This window comes from Geodermatophilus sp. SYSU D00696, from assembly GCF_054050235.1.
Map to the genome: position 1 here is coordinate 12,409 of NZ_JBJGYY010000052.1, position 15,114 is coordinate 27,522.

Here is a 15,114-nt window from a genome sequence, read left to right on the forward strand (position 1 = left end):
TCGCCATGGCCTCACCCTCCGCGACCGCACCGTCCCCCACCGAGGGGCGCCGGTACGGCCGTCCGCGGCGTGACCGCTGGCGCACCCTCGCCGGCGGCCTCGGCCAGACGCTGGTCACCACCGGCGTCGTGCTGCTGCTGTTCGTCGTCTACGAGCTGTGGGTCACCGACCTGTTCGCCGCCCGCGAGCAGGACCGCCTCGCCGACGAGCTGCGCACCGGGTGGGGCTCCGACGCCCCCGTGGTCGGTGTCCCGACCTCCCCCACCGATCCCGGGGTGGGCGAGCCCTTCGCGGTGCTGCACGTGCCGCGGCTGGGCGAGGACTGGTCGCGGGTCGTGCTCGAGGGCACCACCGAGGACCAGCTGTCCCAGGGGCCGGGGCACTACGTCGGCACGGCGATGCCCGGCCAGCAGGGCAACGTGTCCATCGCCGGTCACCGGGTGGGCCGCGGCTCGCCGTTCCTCGAGCTCGACGCGCTGCGCCCCGGCGACCCGATCGTGGTCGAGGTGGCCGACGGCTGGTTCACCTACCGCGTGCTCGGCGACGAGACCACCGGCGACTTCGCCGACCCCGGCGGCATCCCCGGCCGGCGGGTCGTCACGCCGGCGCAGGTGGAGGTCATCGCGCCGACCCCCGGCGGCCCGGCCGACGCCGCGCCCACCGGCGCCTACCTGACGCTCACCACCTGCCACCCGCGCTACTCCGCCCAGCAGCGCCTGGTCGTGCACGCCGTCCTCGACGGACCCGGCATCACCCGGGCCGACGCACCCGACGGGCCGCCGGCCCTGACCGAGGACTGAGAGGGCCCGTGTACCGCTGGATCTGGCGCCACCTGCCCGGGGGGACGGCGAGCCGCTCGGCGCTGTCGCTGCTGCTCGCGCTCGCCGTCTGCGCGCTGCTGCTGTTCGTCGTCTTCCCGGTCGTGGAGCCCCACGTGCCGTTCACCTCGGTGACGGTCGACCCCGGCCGCTGACCCGGCCCGCGGACGCGGAACCGGACCGGCCGCCCGGCTTGACGGCACCCGGTGTCACACGGAGTCTGTGGCCCGGCGCACAGTAGTCCCGGCGGCCCGTCGACGGCGACGGGCGGTGACCGGGCACGGACGAGAGGGACACCGGGTGAAGACCAAGGGCGCGATCCTGTGGGGCGTGGGCGAGGAGTGGTCGGTCGAGGAGATCGAGCTCGGCGATCCCAAGGCGGGTGAGGTCCAGGTCCAGCTGGCCGCCTCGGGGCTGTGCCACAGCGACGAGCACCTGGTCACCGGCGGCACGCCCGTGGCGTTCTACCCGGTCATCGGCGGGCACGAGGGCGCCGGCGTCGTCACCAAGGTCGGCCCCGGCGTCACCGGGCTGCAGGAGGGCGACCACGTCGTCACCGCCTTCATCCCCGCCTGCGGGCAGTGCCCGCCGTGTTCCAAGGGGATGCAGAACCTCTGCGACCTGGGCGCGAACCTGCTGGCCGGCACGTCGATCTCCGACGGCTCCTACCGGGTCCGGGCCCGCGGCAAGGACGTCATCCCGATGTGCCTGCTCGGCACCTTCTCGCCCTACATCACCGTGCACCAGGCCTCGGTCGTGAAGATCGAGCCGGACATCCCGCTCGAGGTCGCCGCGCTGGTCGGCTGCGGGGTCACCACCGGCTGGGGCTCGGCCACCAAGGTCGCCGACGTCCGGCCGGGCGAGAACGTCGTCGTCATGGGCGCCGGCGGCGTCGGCATGAACGCCGTCCAGGGCGCCGCGGCGGCCGGCGCCAAGCGGGTCATGGTCATCGAGCCGGTGGCCCGCAAGCGCGAGTGGGCGATGGACCTCGGCGCCACGCACGTCTTCGAGTCGGCCGAGGAGGCCACCGAGAAGGTCAACGAGCTGACCTGGGGCCGGATGGCCGACAAGACGATCATCACCGTCGGCGACATCCAGGGCGAGGACATCCAGACCGCGCTCAGCCTCACCGGCAAGGGCGGCCGCGCCGTCGTGACCGGCATGGGCAACTACGCCAACACCGACGTGACGCTCTCGCTGTTCGAGCTGACCCTGCTGCAGAAGGACCTGCAGGGCGCCATCTTCGGCGGGCTGGCCCCGCGCGCGGCGATCCCCGAGCTGCTCTCGCTGTACCAGGAGGGCCAGCTCAAGCTCGACGAGCTGGCGACCACGACGTACTCGCTCGAGGACGTCAACCAGGGCTACCAGGACATGCGCGACGGCAAGAACATCCGTGGGGTGGTCGTCTACACCGACGCCGACCGCTGACACCGTCCCCGTGCCCGCCGGCGCCGCCGGCGGGCACGGGGCTCCCGCTCAGCCGCGCAGCTCGGGGAAGTCCGTGTCGGCCCAGTCGGTGCCGGTGCCGGCGGGCGCGGCCGCCTCCTCGCGGTGCCGCAGCTCGACCCGGCGGATCTTGCCCGAGATGGTCTTGGGCAGCTCGGCGAACTCCACCCGGCGCACCCGCAGGTAGGGCGCCAGCCGCTCGCGCGCGTGGCGCAGCACCGCCAGCGCCGTCTCCGGGCCGGGCTCCCACCCCGGGGCCAGGGTGACGTAGGCCTTGGGGACCGCGGCCCGCACCGGGTCGGGCACCGGCACGACGGCGGCCTCCACCACCGCCGGGTGCTCGATGAGCACGCTCTCCAGCTCGAACGGGCTGATCTTGTAGTCGCTGGCCTTGAAGACGTCGTCGGTGCGCCCGACGTAGGTGATGTAGCCGTCGGCGTCCCGGGTCGCGACGTCGCCGGTGTGGTAGTAGCCGCCGGCCATGGCCTCGGCCGCCCGCTCGGGGTCGCCCTGGTAGCCGGTCATGAGCCCGACCGGCCGCTGCGAGAGGTCCAGGCAGATCTCGCCGTCGTCGGCGGGCTTCCCGGTGAGCGGGTCGACCAGCACCACGGGGACGCCGGGCAGCGGGCGTCCCATCGAGCCGGGCCGCACCTCCGCGCCCGGGCTGTTGCCCACGGACGCCGTCGTCTCGGTCTGCCCGTAGCCGTCCCGCAGCGTCAGCCCCCAGTGCCGGCGGACCTGCTCGATGACCTCCGGGTTGAGCGGCTCCCCGGCGGCGACCACCTCGCGCAGCCCGCCCGGGCCGCCGGACAGGTCGGCCTGGATGAGCATCCGCCACACCGTCGGCGGGGCGCAGAACGTGGTGACGCCGGCGCCGCGGACGTGTCCGAGCACCGCGCCGGCGTCGAAGCGGCGGTAGTCGAACAGGTCGACGGTGGCCTCGGCGGCCCACGGGGCGAAGAAGCAGCTCCAGGCGTGCTTGGCCCAGCCCGGCGAGCTGATGTTCAGGTGCACGTCGCCGGGCTGCAGGCCCAGCCAGTACATCGTCGACAGGTGGCCGACCGGGTAGCTGACCTGCGTGTGCTCGACCAGCTTGGGCCGGCTCGTGGTGCCGCTGGTGAAGTACAGGAGCAGCGGGTCGCCGGGCTCGGTGCCGGGGTGGCCCGGGGGCTGGTCCGGGGCGCCGGCGGTGTCGGCGTAGGGCGCCCAGCCGGCCGGCGCCTCCCCCACGGCGATCCGGCCGTAGTCACCGGGTACGCCGTCGAACTTGGCGGCGTCGGCGGCGTTGACGACGACGTGCCGCGCGCCGCCGCGGCCGATCCGGTCGGCGAGGTCGGCCGGACCGAGCGCGGTGGTGGTCGGCATGATCACCGCGCCGAGCTTCATGACGGCGAGCATCGACTCCCACAGCTCGACCTGGTTGCCGAGCATGAGGACGACGCGGTCGCCGCGCCCGACGCCACGCTCGCGCAGCCAGCCGGCCACCTGGTCGGAGCGGCGGGCCAGCTCGGCGAACGACCAGCTCGCCGTGGCGCCGTCCTCGCCGGTGATGCGCAGGCCGGGCCGGTCGACCCCGCGGGCGATCTCGTCGAACCAGTCCACCGCCCAGTTGAACGGGCCCTCGACCTGCGGCCAGCGGAACCGGTCGGCCGCCGCGACGGGGTCCGCGCGCAGCGCGAGCAGCTGGTCGCGGGCCTCGCGGTAGGCGCTGGTGGCGGTGCCGGGCATGGGGTGCGCTCCTCGCTCGTGCGGTCGTCTGCCCGGGGATGGTCGCCCGGTGCCCGCGAGGCCACCACCCCCGTTCTCGCCGGGCGGCCCGCCGACCTGCGCTAGCGTGACCTGGATCACGACCGTCGGTGCCGGTGAGGAGGTCCCGGGTGTCCCTTCCCGCGGCGGCGCGTCCCGACGACCGCGACGCGCTGCGCGCCGCCGTCCGCGAGGTGCACGCCCGGTCGGGGATGAGCGTGGTCTTCGCCGCCGGGCCGGTGCAGGGCCCGACCGCCCGCATCGACGAGCTGGTCGGCACGCGCACCCCCCACCTGCGGGGGCTGGAGATCCGCACCGGCGCCGGGCTGGGCGGGCGGGTGCTCAGCGAGGGCCGGCCGGCGGGCGTGGAGGACTACGAGCGGGCGCTGGACATCACCCACGAGTACGACGGCCCGGTGCTCGCCGAGGGGCTGCGCACGGTCGCCGCCGTCCCGGTGCTCGTCGGCGGGCGGGCGCGGGCGGTGCTGTACGCGGCCAGCCGGGAGGGCGGGTCGATCGGCGACCGGGTGCGCGACGCGCTGGCCCGCGCCGCCGCCCGCATGGGCGCCGAGCTCGCCGTCCGCGACGAGGTGGACCGCCGGCTGGCGCTGATGGCCACCGCCGCGGCCGGGCCCGCACCGGCCGAGGACCCGGCCCGCTGGGAGGAGGTGCGCGCGGTGCACGCCGACCTGCGGCTGGCTGCGCAGGCCACCGGCGACGCCGCGCTGCGGGAGCGGCTGCTCGACGCGTGCACCCGGCTCGCGGCGCTGGGCGCGGCCCCCGACGCCGCGCCGGCGCCGGTGCACCTGTCGGCTCGCGAGGTCGACGTCCTCACGCAGGTGGCGCTGGGGTGCAGCAACCGGGAGACGGCGACCCGCCTGTCGCTGCGCCCAGAGACGGTGAAGAGCTACCTCGGCTCGGCGATGACCAAGCTCGACGCGCACACGCGCCTCGAGGCCGTCGTCCGGGCGCGGAGGCTGGGCCTGCTGCCGTAGCAGGTCACTGCCGGTCCGCTCAGCGCTGCCGGCGGAGCAGGTCGGCGCGGCGCCGGAGCCGCGCGGGCGTGACCAGCACGAGCACGGACAGGCCGGCGCAGACGACGACGCCGGCCCACCACCACGGCGACCGGGTGAGGGCCACCCCGGCGCACAGGAGCGCGAGGACGACGGTGGTGACCACGGCGCGTGTCCGGGTCCGCGTCACCAGCGCCAGCCGGCCCTCGACCACGCGCAGCGCGGCCTCCCGCAGGTCGTCGTCCTCGGGGACGGGGCCGCGCCGTGCCGCCCGCTCGACGAGCGCACGGTCACGGTGCGGGACCGGGCCGGACGCGTCCAGCGTGTCCCGGGTGTCCCGGGCGACGAGGAGCCCGAGCACCGGCGCGCAGACGACGGCCGCCACGACGCCCGTCACGACCGCGGCGGTCCAGCTCTCGTCCCCCACGAACCGGACCACCAGCACCAGGCCGGGGGCGACCAGCGCGCCCATCACCAGCGACAGCGCCCACCACGGCGCCCGCAGCAGCCACGCGTCCACGCCGTCATCCTGCGGGGCGGACAGGCCGCAGGGATCACGAGCCACCCGGTCGTGATCATCGGTGATCCCCGAGTCGATCATCGGACGTGTGCACGCGACACGGGACGACACGCCGTGCGGACGTGCACGCATCCGATGATCAGCACCGCGCGTCCGCTTCCTCACCCCAGCAGGCGGGTGAGCGCGGGCCCCAGGTCGCGCACCGTGCGCACCATGTGCGCGGTGCCCCCGCCGCGCCCGGCCAGCGCCCGCGCCGCCGCCTCGGCCTCCGGGGTGGGCAGCGGGCACAGCACGTCGAGCCGGTCGATCCCGGCCAGGGCGCTCTCCGGCGGGTCCCCGGTGGTGTGCAGGCAGTCCGACAGCAGCACGACCGCGCGCTCGTCGGCGACCTCCGCGGCCAGTTGCAGCCGGGCGGCCCGCAGCGCGGCGGCGAGGTCGGTCATCCCGTGCCCGCGCAGGCCGATCAGGTGGGTGACGACGTCCTCGGCGGCGCGCCGCTGCCCCGGACGCTGCACGACGTCGACCTCGCGGCCGAAGGTGATCAGGCCGGTCCGCAGCTTCTCGTCCCCGGTGAGGACGACGCCGGCCGCCGCCACCGCGGCGATCGCCACGCCCAGGCCGGTCATCGACCCGGAGGTGTCGACGGCGAGGCACACGACCCGCCGGTGCCCGGTCCACGTGCGGGTGACCAGGTCGCCCGTGGCCAGCGGCGTCCCGACGTCCCAGCGGTCGAGGGTGCGGTCGAGGTCCAGGTCGCCGTCGCCGCGCCGGTCGGGCACCAGCCGCCGCGTGCCGCGGGTCCGCGTGCGGCCCACCCGCCCGACCTGCACGAACACCCGCGCGGCCAGCCGCTGGGCCGCCGAGCGCAGGTCGCGGTCGGTGGCGGCGGCGAGGTCGGTGAGCAGCGCGGCCGCGGCGTCGGCGTCCTCGGCCATCAGCGCGGCGAAGGCCTCCTCGTCGAGCTCGCCGACCTCCGGGCTGACCTCCTCGAAGGCCTCGTGCCGCGCCGCCATCTCCCGCCGGCTGGTCTGCCGGCGGGTGGTGCCCGAGCGCCGGTCGCGGCGCAGCGACGACGCGGAGTCGGCGCCCGCCGGGGACTCCGGCGCGCCCTCGCCCCCACCCTGGTCCGGGGGCCTTCAAGGATCGGCGGCCTCGTCCTCCGGCGGTGGTGTCCCGTCGGGGGGCCAGACGTCGTCGAGGATCTCGTCGATGACCGCCTCGGCCGTGCGCTCGACGCCGTCGGCGATGCGGATCCGGCCCGACAGCGCCGCGTAGGCGGCGTCCCGGGCGGTCTCGCGGGCGCCCTCGGCGCCCAGCCCCGACTGGCCGCGCACGTCGAGGAGGCCGCCCAGCAGCAGCACCAGGTCGGTGGCACCCCGCACCGAGGAGCCCATCCGGACATCGCGGTGCTCCCGGGAGGCGCGCACCAGCCGGACGGCGAGGCCGATGAGCGCCGGCGGGGCCCCGGTGACGGCGGCGACGATGGCCCGCTCGGCGGCGGCGTCCTGGTAGCCGAGGACGACCCGGCACATGCGGTCGGCGATCGCCTGACCGACCCGCGCGGTGCCGATGGCGTCGAAGGGGTTCATCGCGGCGATGAGCCGGAAGCCGGCGGCCGCCTTGACGTGGCCGAGCCGCGGCACGGTGATCTCGCCCTCGGTGAGCACCGTGATGAGGACGTTGAGCGTCTCCTCGGGGATCCGGTTGAGCTCCTCGAGGTAGAGCAGCCCGTGCCCGCGCATCGCCGTCAGCAGCGGCCCGTCGGTGAAGCTGCTGGGCACGTAGCCGTCGGCGAGGACGGCGGCGGGGTCGTACTGGCCGATGAGCCGGGCCGGGGTCAGCTCGGCGTTGCCCTCGACGAAGACGACCTCCTGCCCGACGTCGGCGGCGATCGAGCGCAGCAGCGTGGACTTGCCCGTCCCCGGCGGCCCCTCCAGGACGACGTGCCGGTTGGTGCGCAGCGCGACGGTGAGCACCTCGCGCTCGCGGCGCAGCCCGATGACCGGGTGCGGGGCGGTGGCGGCCACGCGACTCCCCTCGGAGGACTCAGGACGGCCGACGAGGTCTGCCCACCGGCCGCGCGGACCAGTGTGCAGACCTCGTCGGGGGACCGCTCAGGCCTGGGCACCCTCCAGCGGCGGGGTGTCGTAGACGATCACGCCGCGGATGTTCTTCCCGTTGACCAGGTCCTCGTAGCCCTGGTTGACCTGGTCGAGCGTGTAGGTCTGGGTGATGATCTCGTCGAGCTTGAGGTCACCGGCCTGGTAGAGCTCCACCATCTTCGGGATGTCGTGGAACGGGTCGCCCGAGCCGAACAGCGAGCCCTTCACGGTCTTCTCGAACAGGGTGAGCATCGAGCTGTTCAGCTCGATGTTGGGCTTGGTCGGGTCGGCCAGGCCGGTGATGACGACGGTGCCGCCCTTGCGGATGACGTCCACGGCGCTGCTGACGACCTCCTTGTCGACGACGCCGACGGTGATGATCGCCTTGTCCGCACCGACGCCGTGGGTGAGCTGCTGGGCCAGCGCCTGGGCCTCCTCGGCGGTCTCGCAGCTGTGCGTGGCGCCGAGCTGCTCGGCCGCCTCGCGCTTGTTGGGCAGCGGGTCGACGGCGATGACGTTGCGCGCGCCGGCCAGCGCCGCGCCCTGCACGCTGTTGATGCCGATCCCGCCGATGCCGTAGATGACGATCGTGTCGCCGGGCTCGGTGGCCGCCGCGTGCACCGCCGACCCCCAGCCGGTGGGGACGCCGCAGCCGATGAGCACGACCTTGTCCAGCGGCAGGTCGGGGTCGACCTTCACCGCGGAGTTCTCGCTGATGACGGAGCGCTCGGAGAAGGTGCCGAGCATGCACATGCCGCCGTAGTCGTTGCCGTCCTCGTCGTGGAAGCGGTAGGTGCCGTCGGCCATGTGGCCGTCGAGGATGGCCGCGCCCATGTCGCAGATGTTCGACTGGCCGGTCGAGCACCAGCGGCAGTGCCCGCAGACCGGCAGGAACGAGCAGACCACGTGGTCGCCCGGCTGCAGCCGGGTGACGCCCGGGCCGACCTGCTCGATGACCCCCGCACCCTCGTGGCCGGCGACCACCGGGAAGCGGGGCACGATGTCGCCGTGCCGCAGGTGCTCGTCGGAGTGGCACAGCCCCGCCGCCGACCAGCGGATCAGCACCTCCCCCGCCCGGGGTTCGTCGAGCTCGAGCTCGGTGATCTCGAACGGCTGTCCGACGTCGCGCAGTACGGCTGCCCTGGTCCTCATCGACCCTCCCGTCCTCGGCCGCCGCGGCTCGACGGCACGTCCTCGGCGGGGTCATCGTCCGGGCGCGGGAGGACGCCGGGCACCCCCGGACGGGGGGAGCGGGGTCAGGCGGGTCGCGGGCGGGGCAGCACCCGGCGGGGCAGTCCCGCGCGGGCGGCGTCGAGCGGCACGGCGCCGGCGAGCACGGCGGCCCCGAGCCGCAGCACGCCGTCGGTCAGCGGCGCGCAACGGACCCCGCCGCGGCCGCGCATGCCGCGGTGCGCGCCCGGGACCAGCACGGTGTCCAGCCAGGCGCACGGGTTGGCCGGCCGCCCGCCGCGCAGCACGACCACGCCCTCCCCGCAGTCGAGGGAGAACACCTCGCCGCGCAGCGCCTCCACCTCGGCCCCGCGCAGGACGACGTTGCGGCGGGCCAGCAGGGGGTCCAGCGGGCCGGAGCCCAGCTCCTCGGCCAGCGCCTCCACCGACTCCGCGGCCAGCACGGTGACCGCGGCGTCGCGGTGCGCGGGCCGGCCGGCGTAGCGGTCACCGACGATCCCGTGCCCGGCGCGGACCTCGACGCGCGTCACCCGGTCGCCGTCCTGGGGCGGGACCACCCCGGCGGGCCGCCCGTCGTAGCGGTGCACCGGCGAGACGAGCAGCCCCACGACCTCGACGTCGTACCGGTACGGGAGGTGCCCACCGGCGTGCCCAGCGGTGCGGCCATCCTGCAGGGGCCCGCCGCGAGCCTGCGAGTGGTGGGGGGCAGGGTGGTCCTTCACCGGTCGGCGGTGCGGTGGATCGGGCCCTCGATGCCGGTCAGCCGCTCGCCCGTGCCGCCCCAGCGCCCGGCGATGATCTCCGCGGCGATCGACACCGCGGTCTCCTCGGGCGTGCGGGCGCCGAGGTCCAGCCCGATCGGCGAGGACAGCCCGGCCAGCTCGGCGTCGGTCAGGCCCGCCTCGCGCAGCCGCGCCAGCCGCTCGTCGTGGGTGCGCCGCGACCCCATGGCCCCGACATAGGCCACCGGCAGGCGCAGGGCCACCTCCAGCAGCGGCACGTCGAACTTCGGGTCGTGGGTGAGCACGCACAGCACGGTGCGCTCGTCGATCCGCCCGGCGTCGACCTCGGCCTGCAGGTAGCGGTGCGGCCACTCGACGACGACCTCGTGCGCGTCGGGGAAGCGGCGCGCGGTGGCGAACACCGGACGGGCGTCGCACACGGTGACCCGGTAGCCGAGGAACGCGCCCACCCGCGCGACGGCGGCGGCGAAGTCGATGGCGCCGAAGACGACCATCCGCGCGGGCGGGGCGAACGAGGACACGAACAGCGTCAGCTCGTCGCCGCGCCGCTCGCCGTCGTGGCCGTAGGTCAGCGTGCCGGTGCGGCCGGCGGCGAGCATGCCGCGGGCGTCGTCGGCGACGGCGTCGTCGAGGCGCTGCAGGCCCAGGCTGCCGGAGGTGCGGTCGGGCCAGAGCACCAGCCGCCGGCCGATCCGGTCCTCGGGACCGCGGACGACGGTGACGACGGCGACCGGCTCGTGCCGGCCCACCGACTCGGCGATCTCGCCCAGCTCGGGGAAGGACTCGCGCGAGACCGGCTCGACGAAGACGTCGAGGATCCCGCCGCAGGTCAGGCCGACGGCGAAGGCGTCGTCGTCGCTGACGCCGTAGCGCTCGAGGGTGGGCACGCCGGTCTCGACGACGTCCTTGGCCTCCTCGTAGACCGCGCCCTCGACGCAGCCACCGGACACGCTGCCGACCGCCGTGCCGTCGGGGCCGACCAGCATCGAGGCACCGGCGGGGCGCGGCGCGGAGCGCCAGGTGGCGACCACCGTCCCCATGCCGACCGTCTCCCCGGCCTGCCACCAGCCGACCAGGTCATCAAGGACATCACGCACGTGAGATCACTCCCGACAGTTCCTCGAACGCCGCCAGGCTGTGCCCGGAGACGAACGCGTCAACGGACGGCAGCGCCGCCTGCATCCCGCCGGTCAGCGGTTCGTAGCCGCTGCGCCCCTTGTGCGGGTTGACCCAGACGACGGCGTGCGCGAGCCGGCGCAGCCGCGCCATCTGCTCACGCAGCAGGTCGGGACTGCCCCGCTCCCAGCCGTCGCTGCACACGACGACGACGGCACCGCGCGCGGTCCCCCGCTGGCCCCACCGGTCGAGGAAGGCCTTGAGCACCTCCCCGAGCCGCGTGCCGCCCGACCAGTCGGGGATGGCGTCCCCGCTGGCGGCCAGGGCCCGGTCGGGGTCGCGCAGCCGCATCTCCCGGGTGACCCGGGTCAGCCGGGTGCCGATGGTGAACACCTCGGTCGACGCCGGCCGGGAGCGCACCGCGGCGTGCGCGAAGCGCAGCAGGGCGTCGGCGTAGGGGCTCATCGACCCCGACACGTCGACCAGCAGCACCACCCGCCGCGGCCGGGGCCGGGCCCGCCGGCGCAGCAGCCGGGTCACCTCGCCGCCGTCGCGCAGCGCCCGGCGGACCGTGCGCGCCGGGTGCACCGACCCGTGCGGGGCCGGCCGGCGCCGGCGGGCCGGGCGCATCGGCGTGGCCGGGCGCACCAGGGCGAACAGCCGCCGCAGGTGCTCGCGCTCGGCCGGGGTCAGGTCGGCGACGTCGCGGTGGCGCAGCACCTCGTCCCCCGACGCGGCGACGGCGAGGTCGGCGGGGTCCTCCCCCTCCTCGCCGCTCCCGCTGCCCTGCTCCAGCGGCGCGGTGGCGCTCAGCGCGGGCGGCGTGCGCGTCACCGACGTCGACCGGCGGGGTGCCTCGCCGCCGAAGTACGCGGCGAACGCGGCGTCGTAGCGGTCGAGGTCGTCGGGGCCGGCGCACAGCGTCAGCCGGCCGGCCCAGTAGACGGCGGTGGCGTCGAGGACGTCGAGCGCCGCCACGGCCGAGAGCATCGCCTCGACCCGGTCGGGGGAGGCGGTCACCCCGGCCACCCGCAGCGTCCGGGCGAACCCCAGCACGACGCCGACCACATCCCGCGGCGCCGAGGCATGGGAAGCAATCCCCACGTCTCCGGCCCGGGAGCCGTGCGGATCGCTTCCCATGCCTGGCTCAGCCGCCACCGAACAGCGCCCCCCGCGCCAGCGCGTGCACCCGGTCGGTGTCCTCGCGGTACTTCAGCACCGCGCCGAGCGTGCGCGCGGCGAGGTCGGGGTCGAGGTCGCGCGCGCCGAGGGCGTGCAGCGCGCTGGCCCAGTCCATCGCCTCGGCCACGCCCGGCGGCTTGAGCAGGTCCAGGGTGCGCAGCGTCGCCGTCGCGCGGGCCACCTCGCGGGCCAGCCGCTCGGTGACCTCGGGCAGCCGGGTGCGCAGGATGGCGACCTCGCGGTCGAAGTCGGGGTGCTGCAGCCAGTGGTAGAGGCAGCGCCGCTTGAGCGCGTCGTGCACCTCGCGGGTGCGGTTGGAGGTCAGCACCACCAGCGGCGGGACCTCGGCGTGCACGGTGCCGAGCTCGGGGATGGAGATCGTGAAGTCGGACAGCACCTCGAGCAGGAAGGCCTCGAACTCGTCGTCGGCCCGGTCGACCTCGTCGACGAGCAGCACGCTCGGGGAGTCCTCGAGGGCCTGCAGCAGCGGCCGGGCGAGCAGGAAGCGGCGGTCGTAGAGGGAGGCCTCGAGCGTCTCGGTGTCCGCGGTGGCGTGCGCGGCCTCGGCGGCCCGCAGGTGCAGCAGCTGGCGGCCGAAGTCCCAGTCGTAGAGCGCCTGGCTGGCCTCCAGGCCCTCGTAGCACTGCAGCCGGTAGAGGGGGCGGCCGGTGACGTCGGCCAGCGCCCGGGCCAGCGCGGTCTTGCCGACACCGGCCTCGCCCTCGAGGAAGAGCGGGCGGCGCATGACCAGTGCCAGGTAGGCGGCGGTGGCCAGCCCCTCGTCGGGCAGGTACCCGGTCGCCTGCAGGGCGGCGGCGAGCTCGTCGGGGCCGGCCGGGAGCCCGCCGGTCCCGGGAGGGGTCGCCGGCGCTGCGGCCGTGGTGTCGGTCACGCCGCCGAGCATCCCACCTGCGCAGGCGGGCCGGTCCGCCCGTCCGGGTCCCCGGCCGGCACGCACCACGGTGGCCGGCCGGGAGTCGAGGTCTCCGGCCGGCCACCGCCGTCTGGTGCGCCCGGTCGGTCCCGGGCCGTGGTGCTACGAGGCCGTGGTCAGCGGCCGATCTTGCCGTCGTTGTCGCGGTCGAGGGCGTCCTTGGCCTTCTGCACGAAGCCGCGCTCGTCCCGCCCGGTGGTCCCGGTCGTGGTGCCGGTGCCGGCCACGCCGGTGGTGCCGCCGTCGACCTCGACCTCCTCCTTGCGCACCTGCTCGGTGACCTGCTGCTGCTCGGTCACCGTCTGGGTGTCCAGGCGGACCCGCTCGACCGGGGTGGCCTCCTTGGACACCACGGGCTGCTCGGCGTGCAGGACGACCTCGTGCTCCTCCTCGGAGATGGCCGGCCCGTCCATCGCCTTGCCGTAGTTGGCGTCGGTGATGGGCTCGCGCTCGACCCGGACCTCCTCGTGGGAGACCGGCACGGTCTGGGACACATTCTCGGTGACCACGTACTTGCGCAGCCGCGCCCGGCCGGCCTCGACCCGCTGGGTGCCCACGTTGAGGTGCTCCTCGGAGCGGGTCATCGCGTCGTCGGTGGTCGGGCCGGAGGTGTCGTGGCCCACGGTGCGGCCCTGGACGTCGTCGTAGACGCCGTCGCCGTCACGGTCGGCCCGGCCGGTGGTGCCCGTGCCCGCGGTCGTGCCCATGCCGGCACCGCCGGTGGTCAGGTCCTGCTGGGTGCGGGTCTGGTCGGCGCTGTAGGTGCCCGCCGTCCCGGTGTCGGTCACCGTGCCCGTGGTCTGGGTGGTCTGCGTCCCGGAGCCGAGGCCGTAGTACCGGTACAGCTCCTGCTCCTCCTGCGGGGACAGGTGGCCGTCGGTGTCGATGCGGGGCGCGTCCTTGACCTTGGCCTTGCTCACGCGTACGCGCAGGCCGTCGCCGGCCAGGTCGGCGTCCCGCAGCGGGATGAAGGACTCCTTGGTCCCGAACAGGCCGGTGCGCACCGTGGCCCACTCCGGCTGACCGGTCTCGTCGTCGAGGTAGACCTCGGACACCGAGCCGATCTTGTCGCCCGAGTCGTCGTAGACGTCCTGTCCGATCACACGGCTGATGGTGTCGGTACCGATCATCGTCGTCTCTCGCTCCCATCTGAGCTCAGGTGTTCCGGTCCCTGGATGGGTGACCGGGCACGTCCGGCCGAAACGACCCGATGCGATCTCCGTCGCGCCGGGCGGGCCGGGCGCCGTCCCGGACGGGCCGCGCGGTCGGCTCACCGCAGCGCATCCGCCCAGGTCAGACGGCGAGAACGAGGCGTACCGGACGGCCGCCGCCCCGCTCGTCCCGCGGCGAGGGACGTCCACGGATCGTCACCGGCGTGTCGCCCGGGCGTGTCGCGCACCACTCCGGTGCCGCCCGCCCCGGCGCGTCGCCGCGTGCCGCGCGGGGTCATCGGCTCTCCTGGGGAGGTGCCGCCCCGCTCGCCCTACGACGACCTGGTCCACCCGCGCACGGTGAAGAAGCCGCCGCCCCAGGTGGCCGCCGAACGCGACCTCGTCGTCGAGGACCCCAGCTCCGGCTTCGTCGGCGCGGTGGTCCGCTGCGAGAAGGACGTCGTCCATCTCGAGGACCGGTTCGGCAAGGTGCGCGCCTACCCCCTCGGGCCGGGATTCTGGGTCGACGGCCGGCCGGTCGTGCTCGTCCGCCCGACGCCGAAGGGGGCGGTGGCACCGAGCCGCAGCGCCTCGGGATCGACCTACGTGGCCGGCGCCCGCGCCCGGGTGGCCCGCGAGGGTCGCATCTACGTCGAGGGCAAGCACGACGCCGAGCTGGTCGAGAAGGTGTGGGGCCACGACCTGCGCATCGAGGGCGTCGTCGTGGAACCGCTGCACGGCGTCGACGACCTGCCCGGCATCGTCCGCGAGTTCCGCCCGGCGCCGGGCCGGCGGCTCGGCGTGCTGGTCGACCACCTGGTGCGCGGGTCGAAGGAGTCGCGGATCGCCGAGCAGGTCACCGGGCAGCACGCGCTCGTCGTCGGCCACCCGTTCATCGACATCTGGCAGGCGGTCAAGCCGCAGGTGGTCGGCATCCGCGCCTGGCCGGAGGTGCCCAGGGGCGAGGGCTGGAAGACCGGCGTCTGCCGCCGGCTCGGCTGGGAGGACGACACCGGCTACGTCTGGGCACAGCGGATCCTCGCCCGGGTGCGCACCTGGACCGACCTCGAGCCCGCCCTCATCGGCCGCGTCGAGGAGCTCATCGACTTCGTCACGCAGGACGGCTGACCCCCGTCGAGATCGCGCGATCTC

Annotated in this window: 15 protein-coding genes; 5 read left to right on the forward strand and 10 right to left on the reverse strand. The window is 75.4% G+C overall.

Annotated elements, in window-relative coordinates; all coding sequences use genetic code 11:
- The first annotated feature begins 5 nt into the window (after positions 1–5).
- The 3 genes from ACI79O_RS22205 (at position 6) to ACI79O_RS22215 (ending at position 2,246) form a co-directional block, all read left to right on the forward strand.
- Positions 6–800 carry a class E sortase gene (locus tag ACI79O_RS22205; protein ID WP_456891793.1) on the forward strand — a complete coding sequence of 265 codons (795 nt, stop codon included), beginning with the start codon at positions 6–8 and terminating at the stop codon, positions 798–800.
- 8 nt (positions 801–808) lie between these two features.
- Positions 809–973: a hypothetical protein gene (locus tag ACI79O_RS22210; RefSeq protein WP_456891794.1), complete on the forward strand. Its 165-nt coding sequence runs from the start codon at positions 809–811 to the stop codon at positions 971–973.
- A 145-nt stretch (positions 974–1,118) separates the two neighbouring features.
- Positions 1,119–2,246, forward strand: coding sequence for an NDMA-dependent alcohol dehydrogenase (locus ACI79O_RS22215; protein ID WP_456891796.1), 1,128 nt, complete (start codon positions 1,119–1,121; stop codon positions 2,244–2,246).
- Positions 2,247–2,294: 48 nt separating this feature from the next.
- Here ACI79O_RS22215 and ACI79O_RS22220 read toward each other — a convergent pair whose 3' ends face one another.
- Positions 2,295–3,992 (reverse strand): AMP-binding protein, encoded by a 1,698-nt coding sequence (locus ACI79O_RS22220; protein WP_456915226.1) that lies wholly within the window; start codon positions 3,990–3,992, stop codon positions 2,295–2,297.
- Between the two features lie 149 nt (positions 3,993–4,141).
- Here ACI79O_RS22220 and ACI79O_RS22225 point away from each other — a divergent pair, with 149 nt between their 5' ends.
- On the forward strand, positions 4,142–5,005 hold the full coding sequence (locus ACI79O_RS22225; RefSeq protein WP_456891800.1) for a LuxR C-terminal-related transcriptional regulator: 864 nt from the start codon (positions 4,142–4,144) through the stop codon (positions 5,003–5,005).
- 19 nt (positions 5,006–5,024) lie between these two features.
- Here ACI79O_RS22225 and ACI79O_RS22230 read toward each other — a convergent pair whose 3' ends face one another.
- The 9 genes from ACI79O_RS22230 to ACI79O_RS22270 form a co-directional block, all read right to left on the reverse strand.
- Complete coding sequence (locus ACI79O_RS22230) at positions 5,025–5,543, reverse strand: hypothetical protein (RefSeq protein ID WP_456915227.1); 519 nt, start codon at positions 5,541–5,543, stop codon at positions 5,025–5,027.
- A 161-nt stretch (positions 5,544–5,704) separates the two neighbouring features.
- Positions 5,705–6,556 (reverse strand): VWA domain-containing protein, encoded by an 852-nt coding sequence (locus tag ACI79O_RS22235; RefSeq protein WP_456915228.1) that lies wholly within the window; start codon positions 6,554–6,556, stop codon positions 5,705–5,707.
- Between the two features lie 123 nt (positions 6,557–6,679).
- Positions 6,680–7,570 (reverse strand): AAA family ATPase, encoded by an 891-nt coding sequence (locus ACI79O_RS22240; RefSeq protein ID WP_456891805.1) that lies wholly within the window; start codon positions 7,568–7,570, stop codon positions 6,680–6,682.
- 87 nt (positions 7,571–7,657) lie between these two features.
- Entirely contained in the window at positions 7,658–8,797 is a 1,140-nt protein-coding gene (locus ACI79O_RS22245) for an NDMA-dependent alcohol dehydrogenase (RefSeq protein WP_456891807.1), read from the reverse strand.
- A gap of 104 nt (positions 8,798–8,901) precedes the next feature.
- On the reverse strand, positions 8,902–9,558 hold the full coding sequence (locus ACI79O_RS22250; protein WP_456915229.1) for an MOSC domain-containing protein: 657 nt from the start codon (positions 9,556–9,558) through the stop codon (positions 8,902–8,904).
- Positions 9,555–10,676, reverse strand: coding sequence for an XdhC family protein (locus ACI79O_RS22255; protein WP_456891811.1), 1,122 nt, complete (start codon positions 10,674–10,676; stop codon positions 9,555–9,557). Before ACI79O_RS22255 ends, ACI79O_RS22250 begins: the two co-directional genes overlap by 4 nt.
- The gene (locus ACI79O_RS22260) at positions 10,669–11,751 is read right to left on the reverse strand and encodes a vWA domain-containing protein (RefSeq protein WP_456891813.1); all 1,083 of its coding nucleotides are present in this window, start codon (positions 11,749–11,751) and stop codon (positions 10,669–10,671) included. Before ACI79O_RS22260 ends, ACI79O_RS22255 begins: the two co-directional genes overlap by 8 nt.
- 91 nt (positions 11,752–11,842) lie before the next feature.
- Positions 11,843–12,769: an AAA family ATPase gene (locus ACI79O_RS22265; protein WP_456891815.1), complete on the reverse strand. Its 927-nt coding sequence runs from the start codon at positions 12,767–12,769 to the stop codon at positions 11,843–11,845.
- A gap of 158 nt (positions 12,770–12,927) precedes the next feature.
- Entirely contained in the window at positions 12,928–13,914 is a 987-nt protein-coding gene (locus ACI79O_RS22270; RefSeq protein ID WP_456891817.1) for a PRC and DUF2382 domain-containing protein, read from the reverse strand.
- A gap of 363 nt (positions 13,915–14,277) precedes the next feature.
- Here ACI79O_RS22270 and ACI79O_RS22275 point away from each other — a divergent pair, with 363 nt between their 5' ends.
- A complete protein-coding gene (locus tag ACI79O_RS22275) occupies positions 14,278–15,090 on the forward strand; it encodes a DUF3097 domain-containing protein (protein ID WP_456915230.1) in 813 nt (270 codons plus the stop codon).
- Positions 15,091–15,114 lie beyond the last annotated feature (24 nt).